This window comes from Rossellomorea sp. FS2, from assembly GCF_047915635.1.
Taxonomy (GTDB): domain Bacteria; phylum Bacillota; class Bacilli; order Bacillales; family Bacillaceae_B; genus Rossellomorea; species Rossellomorea marisflavi_A.
The window spans coordinates 565,907-573,540 of sequence record NZ_JBLRVS010000004.1; the positions used below are offsets into that span (position 1 = coordinate 565,907).

7 protein-coding genes are annotated in these 7,634 nt (G+C 51.4%); all 7 read right to left on the reverse strand.

Translation table 11 applies throughout. The features are described 5' to 3' along the window. Positions 1-62 precede the first annotated feature (62 nt). Entirely contained in the window at positions 63-1,250 is a 1,188-nt protein-coding gene (gene dltD / locus ACNA6I_RS13795) for a D-alanyl-lipoteichoic acid biosynthesis protein DltD (protein WP_416313567.1), read from the reverse strand. Then, positions 1,247-1,483 carry a D-alanine--poly(phosphoribitol) ligase subunit DltC gene (gene dltC / locus ACNA6I_RS13800; protein WP_048005483.1) on the reverse strand — a complete coding sequence of 79 codons (237 nt, stop codon included), beginning with the start codon at positions 1,481-1,483 and terminating at the stop codon, positions 1,247-1,249. The genes dltD and dltC overlap by 4 nt, the downstream gene beginning before the upstream one ends. 14 nt (positions 1,484-1,497) lie before the next feature. After that, on the reverse strand, positions 1,498-2,655 hold the full coding sequence (dltB, locus tag ACNA6I_RS13805) for a D-alanyl-lipoteichoic acid biosynthesis protein DltB (RefSeq protein ID WP_416313568.1): 1,158 nt from the start codon (positions 2,653-2,655) through the stop codon (positions 1,498-1,500). Beyond that, positions 2,652-4,157 (reverse strand): D-alanine--poly(phosphoribitol) ligase subunit DltA, encoded by a 1,506-nt coding sequence (dltA, locus tag ACNA6I_RS13810; protein ID WP_416313569.1) that lies wholly within the window; start codon positions 4,155-4,157, stop codon positions 2,652-2,654. Before dltA ends, dltB begins: the two co-directional genes overlap by 4 nt. A 21-nt stretch (positions 4,158-4,178) precedes the next feature. Beyond that, positions 4,179-4,325, reverse strand: a complete 147-nt coding sequence (locus tag ACNA6I_RS13815) for a teichoic acid D-Ala incorporation-associated protein DltX (RefSeq protein ID WP_048005486.1) — start codon at positions 4,323-4,325, stop codon at positions 4,179-4,181. Beyond that, the gene (locus ACNA6I_RS13820) at positions 4,318-5,004 is read right to left on the reverse strand and encodes a response regulator transcription factor (RefSeq protein WP_416313570.1); all 687 of its coding nucleotides are present in this window, start codon (positions 5,002-5,004) and stop codon (positions 4,318-4,320) included. The genes ACNA6I_RS13815 and ACNA6I_RS13820 overlap by 8 nt, the downstream gene beginning before the upstream one ends. A gap of 73 nt (positions 5,005-5,077) precedes the next feature. After that, a complete protein-coding gene (locus ACNA6I_RS13825) occupies positions 5,078-6,835 on the reverse strand; it encodes an ATP-binding protein (RefSeq protein ID WP_416313571.1) in 1,758 nt (585 codons plus the stop codon). Positions 6,836-7,634: the final 799 nt, after the last annotated feature.

A 7,634-nucleotide genomic window follows, 5' to 3' on the forward strand; every position in this document is an offset into this window, starting at 1 on the left:
AATTGATCATGCCATGAACCAAAAAAAGGCAGCCAATCCACCGGCTGCCTTTCCCTCATTCCTTACTCTTCCTCAAACGCCTTCCCCGTCTTCACAAACGAATCGATATCCCGGTCCAGATACACCCATCCCTTCCACGCAATGTGGATCGTATCCTTCAGGAAATACGGATCATATTCGTGATCGGAGTAGTCTGTATACGCGAAGCCATTATCCGCGATCTGCGCGGTGATCCGCTTGTAGTAGTCGTCTCTCCCCTTCTTCGGGAATCCGGTGTAATCGTAGTACTCGCCGTTCACGGGCAGGATGACGAAGAGCGGCTCGGCTTTTGATTGCTTCAATACGTCCATGAGAAGCTGGAAGTCGTCATACTCCTTGGATTCCCCGTAGGAGTGGTCGGTGTTCTTGCCTTTTTTGGCCGCGATCTCGCGGGCCTGTTTCTTGTATACCTTGTCGTCGATGTTGAACCGGCTGTGCTGCGTGTGGCGCTCCCCCGTGCGATCGGCCATCTTCATGAGGGCGTCCCAGGATTGACCTTCCACCTTGTTCGAGACATTGCGCTGGGCCGATGAGATCGTGAACAACGAATAGTACAGATCTTTTTTTTCCAGCACCTTGCCGTACAGGTTTGACACGGCTGACAGCCCGTGATATGTGGCCGTTTTGTCGTGAAGATACGCATCGTACAGTTCATATACGAGCGTATCGTTTTTCACCGTATTATAGGACATCATCCGCTTCATCAGCTTCGTTTTCGTGTCTTCATCGATGATGGAATTGGACGGGAGGTCCATGGCCTGCAGGGCTGAATAATTCGGGGCGAAGTGATTTTCATCCGTCCCGTTCTTCACGAACCATTGAGGCGATACGATGATCACCATCTGCTTCTGTTGGAGCTGATCGGCGTGACTCGCCAGGTTGATGGCGTGGATGATGGAGGTGGTGCCGCCCTTTCCGACCAGGAACGGCTTGAAGCCGGCATCATTCACCTTGAAATAGTTCGAGGGGTGGTACCGGTCCCATCGCGAGAATTCGGAAGATCCATAGATCGGTAGATACGTAGGGTCCTCAAGCATCTCATCCTGCATGTAGGCTCCGGCAAACATGTTGGAGTTCAGGGAACTCGCTGCCTCATCGAGCCGGCCGTCTGGCATCAGCTTCACGAGCCACTTGTTCGGTACCGATAGCATGCCGATGAACAGCACGAATGCAAGGATCATCGGGCCAAAGACGTGTCGCTTTTTCTTCATTTCAGATTCTTCAGCTGCTTGATGATCGCATTTGGCGTGTTCCATACGTCTCGGTCAAACTCCGTGATCGGGACGAGGATCCCGAGCCTGTCCTCGAATTCGACGAGCATTTCCACAGTGCCGAATGAATCCAGCAGACCCTCTTCAAACAGGTCCATATCCGGGGTTTCTTTCACCGACTCCTCCTGGCATACCTCTGCAATAATGTCTAACACTTCTTGTTCAAAATTCATATTCGTGTTTCCTCCTAGTGGAATGGTTGTCCTGAGAATAGATAGAATCCGAAGCAGATCACATGGAAGGTGATCACAATGGATACGACGGTCGTGAACCGGTTCGCCGGCCACTTCTTATGCTTCTTGTTCCATTTCTCGAAAAAGTTATAGCTGACCATGACGGCCGCATGATAGAGTCCGTAGACGATGTACTGGATCGCAAGGCCATGCCACACCCCCATGAGGGTGAACAGCAGGATGTAGCCGAGATTCGACAGCAGCATCTTGTTCTTGATCCAGCGCTTCTTCTTCATGAGGAACATGAAGCGCATGAACACATAATCCCTGAACCAGAAGGACAGGGTCATATGCCACCGGTTCCAGAAATCCTTGATGTTACGGCTCAGGAACGGCTTGTTGAAGTTCTCCGGGGTCCGGATGCCCATCATGTAGCTGATCCCGACGGCAAACGCCGTATACCCGGCGAAATCGAAGAACAGGTACATGCTGTAGCCGTACATATAGAGCAGGTTATACAGGATCTTGTTCGACGTCATATACGGCAGATTCATGATGAAATAGGTATTGACCGCATATCCGATGATGAACTTATAGAGGAACCCGATGAAAATCTTATGTAATCCCGAGTACAGGAGGGATTGGTAGTCCGCAGAATCCCAAACGGTCCCCTCATCTTTCTCGAATCTCCGGTACCGGTCGATCGGTCCCGAGGAGAGCGATGGGTAGAACAGCATGAAATAAGCGATCCGGTAGACCGGCGGCTGCTCCTTGATCAGGCCGTCCCGGATTTCGATGACCATCTGGACGGCTTTGAACGTCAGGTAGGAGATACCGAGGAATGTGGCCCAGTTATCGAAGGCTAGAAACGGAAGCACCTTGGATAGAATCAGGGGCAGGAGGGATAGCGCCACCATGAGATAGAAGACGACTCCTGCATTCCGCTTCGAGCGGTACGCCATATACCATTTAATCAGCAGCACCTGGAACACGGTGAAGGCGATCAAAGTCGCGAACCCTCTCGCCTCCCCCGAGAAGATCAGGGACAGGATGACCACCGAGATGATCAGGTTATAGACACGGAAGCTCTTCCCCATGAGGCCGAGGATGATCGTCGGCAACAGCAGGATTCCGATGATGATAAAGAATAGAAACGAGCCATATACCGTCATGCAAGAACCTCAGCCTTGATGCGCTTGCGGTCGAGTTTCCCATTCGTCGTGATCGGCAGGCTTCCTTTGTAGATGAACTTGCGCGGGACCATGTAAGAAGGCAGCGTCTTCTGCAGCTCCTTCCGGATGAACGATGTGAGATGATGCTCCTTCTCGAATGGATGGTCCCCTGGGATGATCGTGGCGACGAGATAATCGATCTTTTCTCCATTCTGGTGAGGGAGGACGACCGTCGATTGTACGTACGGGCACTGATTGATCTGGAATTCGATTTCCTCAAGCTCCATGCGGTACCCGTGAAGCTTGATCTGGAAATCGAGACGTCCCTGGTAGAAGATGCAGCCTTCACGGGCATAACCGGCATCCCCTGTGCGGTAAGCCCACGTTCCTCTATACGAAAAGAACGACTTCTCCGTCAGATGGGGCGCACCGAGGTAGCCTTTACTCACGCTCGGACCGGCGATGATGATCTCCCCTGCTTCCCCGTCCGCTGCAGGCTCTCCTTGTTCATTCAGAATGAGGATCATGGTATCGGATTTACTGTACCCGACCGGCAGTGATCCGTGATCGGCCAGGATACGGTCCGTGATTTCGACCGAGGTGACGGCGACCGTTGCTTCCGTCGGCCCATATGCATTGAAGATGACGGCTTTCGGGAATCGTTTGCGGAGCTCCTTCGCCACCGAGACCGGCAGTGTTTCCCCGCAGAACTGGAACAGCTCGACGTTTGGCATCTTCGCTTCATTAAATCCTGGGTCCATGAGGCACATCTGCATGAACGAAGGGGTCGATGTCCACACCTGGACGCCGGATGCTTCCAGGGTTTCAAACATTACTTTCGGCTTGTCGACGCAAGATTTTGGGAGGGCAAATAGGGTTCCCCCGGTCACGAGCGCCGGATACAGGTCCATGACGGATAGGTCGAAGGAGAACGGTGCCTGATTGAGGAAGACTTTGTGCTCCCCGATCGGGAAGTCCTCTTTCATCCAGTCCACGAAGCTCTGCAGGTTGCCGCCCGTGATCTGGACCCCTTTTGGATTCCCTGTGCTCCCTGATGTGTAGATGATGTAATACACTTCATCGTCTTTGACCCACGTCCCGGGCGTCACGCTCGTCGGTTCGTTCCAATCGAACGCGTCCAATGCCAGTACGGGAACGGAGGCAAACGGGATGGGTTGCCCCGACACGTTGATGATCAATCCGGCACCCGAGTTCTCGATGATGGACCGGACCCTCTCATCCGGGATGGAGGTGTCGATGGGGATGTACGGGAAGCCTGCCTTGACGCTCCCCAGGAAGGCAACGGGCATACCCGCCTCCATATGTCCGTAGACGACAATTGGGGTCTGGCGCGAAAGGATGTAGGCGTCCAGCAGATAAGAGGCGAGTTGATCGGATCGTCCCCAAAGCTCCCCGTACGATAGTGCCTGCCCATTCGCTGTGAAGGCCGGCTGTTCCGGTGATTGTGTTGCATGCTCTTGAATGTCTAACAAAAAGTCCATAGTTCGATTCCCTTCTCCACGTTAAAAATCGTTGTAAATATAGCTTCCGGTATTGGCACTGTGGAAGCTGTATAAAAAGAATAAAATCAGCAGGATCGCCAAGTAGAACGTCGTGTGCACGACCCATCTCACGGCGGTCCGTTGATAGAAACGGCTTAATTTATCCATGGTTGTCTCCTTCAAATTTGTACCCCGTCCGGATGACGGTGCGGATATAGTGGGATTCCGTCCCGAGCTTGCTTCTCAGCTTCCGGATGTGGGTGTCGACGACACGGCTGTCTCCGTCGAAGTCCATGCCCCACACCCGGTCGAGGATCGTATCCCTGGATAGCACAATGTTCTTGTTCTCGATGAGCAAGAGCAGGAGATCATATTCTTTCGGCGTGAGTTCCACTTCGGCTCCGTCCACTTCCAGGCGGCGTGCCAGCGTATTCAGGAGTGCAGAACCGAATCCGATCATATGACCGTTCGGCAAATAGCTTCCCTTCACCCGTTTCATGAGGGAATTCGCCCGTGCCACCAGCACCCGCGGACTGAAGGGCTTCGTCACATATTCATCTGCCCCGAGCTCAAATCCGTGAATCTTATCACTGTCGGCTGCCTTCGCGGTCAGCAGGATGATGGGGACACCCGACTTGAGGCGCACCCGGCGGCACACCTCGAATCCATTCACCTTCGGCATCATCACGTCCAGGATGAGGAGGTCCGGAGAGATGGAATCCAGCATCTCCAGCGCCACATCGCCATCCTCTGCTTCGTGTACCTCCCATCCATCCTGGATGAAATAGTCCGAAATGATCTCCCTGATTCTCGCTTCATCTTCCACAAGCAAAACTGTTTTACCCATTTTCTTCGTTCCTCCAGCCTGATTCTTCGATTAGTGTAAAAGGGTCGTATGTCTTTTGTGTGTCCTTTTGCCTTTAATTTGTAAATAGTATAGTAAATTGGACTCCATCTTCGAGGTTCTCGACCTTGTACTCACAGTGATGCATATCGAGGATCTGTTGGGCGATCGACAGTCCGAGTCCCGTCCCGCCGGTCTGGCGGCTGCGCGACAGCTCCCCACGGTAGAATCGTTTCCAGATATGATCGAGTTTGTCTTCAGGGATGTTGTCGCCCGTGTTCCGGAGGATGAAGGTCGTGTCGTGGTCATCGCTCTCGATATCGATGGAGATGGTGCTTCCCTTCTCCGCATGGCGGATGGAATTCACCAGGAAGTTCAGCATCACCTTCTCCATCCAGCCGTAATCGGCCACGATCGGCAGTTCCTTGGTGGAGCCGATGACGACGTCGAGATCTTTTTCCTTCAGGGAATAGACCAATTTATTCGAAGCTTTATCCATCAGGTCACTCAATAGGAAGGAAGTCTTCCGCAGCTTGATGGTCCTTGCCTCCAATTTGGCCAGGTCGAGCATGTCCGTCAGCAGCCCTTCCATCTTCTCCGCCTCTTCGACGATGACCTCGAAATAATGATCCTGCTTGTTCGCCCCGATGCCATCCTTCAGTCCCTCCGCAAAACTCTTGATGATGCTGAGCGGTGTCTTCAGCTCATGGGAGGCATTGGCGAAGAAGTCCTGTTGGATCTTCTCCATCTCATTCTTCTGCTCCATATCGGCAAGGAGCTGGACGTTCTTCTCCTCGAGCTCCTTCAACGCCTGATCGAGATTCCTCGCCATGAGCAGCATGCTGTTGGACAGATTCCCGATCTCATCTTTCTGACGGACGGGGGAATCGACGGTGAAATCCAGCTTGACCATCCGCTTCGCCATCTTGTCCAACTTGATCAGGGGTTTGCTGACCAACCGCGAGAAGAAGAACGATAGAATGATAATGAGGAAGAGCCCGCCGATCCCCAGATACAAGTAGAAGAGCTGGAGGGCATTGTTCGTGTCCTGGACTTCCTGCAGGGACGTCACGGACACGAGGAGTTCGGTCTTCCCGGCTTTCGTTTTCACCGGATCGATGATGACCATGTTATGCGTCCCGCTCCACGGCTCCGTCCAATCGATCTTCTGCAGCTTCATGTCCTTGACCTTCTTTTCCTGCGACGGCTTCAAAGGGAATAATTCATTCAACGCATCGAATAGCAGTCCCTGCTGGGTGTTCCATGCCTTCGACCGGGGCAGGACCCGTTCGACCACTTCCCCCGTCACCTTATCCGCATAGGACGCATCCACGTCCTCCCCGATCGACGGGAAGCCCTTTTGGGTAATCTGGAAGGGATACATCACCGTAGGGGCATCCTTTTGTTCCTGATCCAGTGCTCCCCACACCGTCAACGTACTTCCTTTATCGATCGCAGCCGCCTTCAGTTCCTGCCCATATGTATTCATGAAGAACGACAGCGACACGACCACAAGAGTCCCGTCTTTTTGTTTAAGCGTGATATGATACGGGTCATTCAACGTCAGATCCCCATCCATGTCAACGATGGTCAGCTGACTCTTATTCTCCGACATGAACTTCACGGCTTCCCGTGACGCCCTATGCGAGCTCCAATCCTCATTCACATAATGCTCAGAGAACCTCTCCAGTGCGGACTCCACGCCCTTGATCTTGTACTTCTGATAAAAATCCTGAAAAAAGAGCATATGCGCCAAAATGATCATGCCGTAAAAGCACATGAACACGACAACCGTCAGTAGAAATAGTTTCAATGTAATTCCTTTACGCTTCATAAAGCCTCCTGGGTCCTTGATGATGTTTTTGCAAGTATACGAGTCTGATATGTTCTTTGTGTGTAGGCAGGATGGCCCGCAAACAGAAATGCATTTAATGGTACTACAAATGGGAGCAGGAATCCAGATGGTGACATATACTCCCAATATGCAAAGATATAAGTCATTTATAATAAATATTCAAAACTTTTCCACTTTAAAGTTGTAAAATATTTTCATCCATTGTATGATGAAGGAGACAATTTGTCATTGACCCCCTTTTACCCCTTTGTTTGTACAAAGGGGGTTTTTTGTTATTCCTTGTGGAAAAGGGCTGGATTTGGAGCCATACATCAAGATCCCATGAAGAGTGTCAGAGCTTTCCACCATTCCAGAAGATGAGCGCGGTTGACGGCTGATTGTGCACCATCGTTCCCGGTGGTGAGAGGATGGCTACGTATGAATGATGTATATAAAAAAATGTAAACTCTCACTGCCGATCGATTAAATGGTATGTCAGACTATTAAAATAGATAAACAACGCCATTTCAATGAGGCGGAATTCCTTACCGCACCATCATGATCGCCCTCTCCATCCAACTCGTATTGCGATCGTTTAAGAGAGCGATTCTCCCAAAAGAAAAAAGGCCAACCGTCCTACCGGTTAACCTTTCATCCTTCTTTATAAGTTTCCTTAAATGATCTTCTAACACTCTACTGAAACCCTCATTCCTTATCTAAAAGCCGGTTCACGAATCTTGGCAGTACAAAACTTGCATGATGAAGCTCAGGGGTGTAATACTTTGTATCAAGTTCCGAA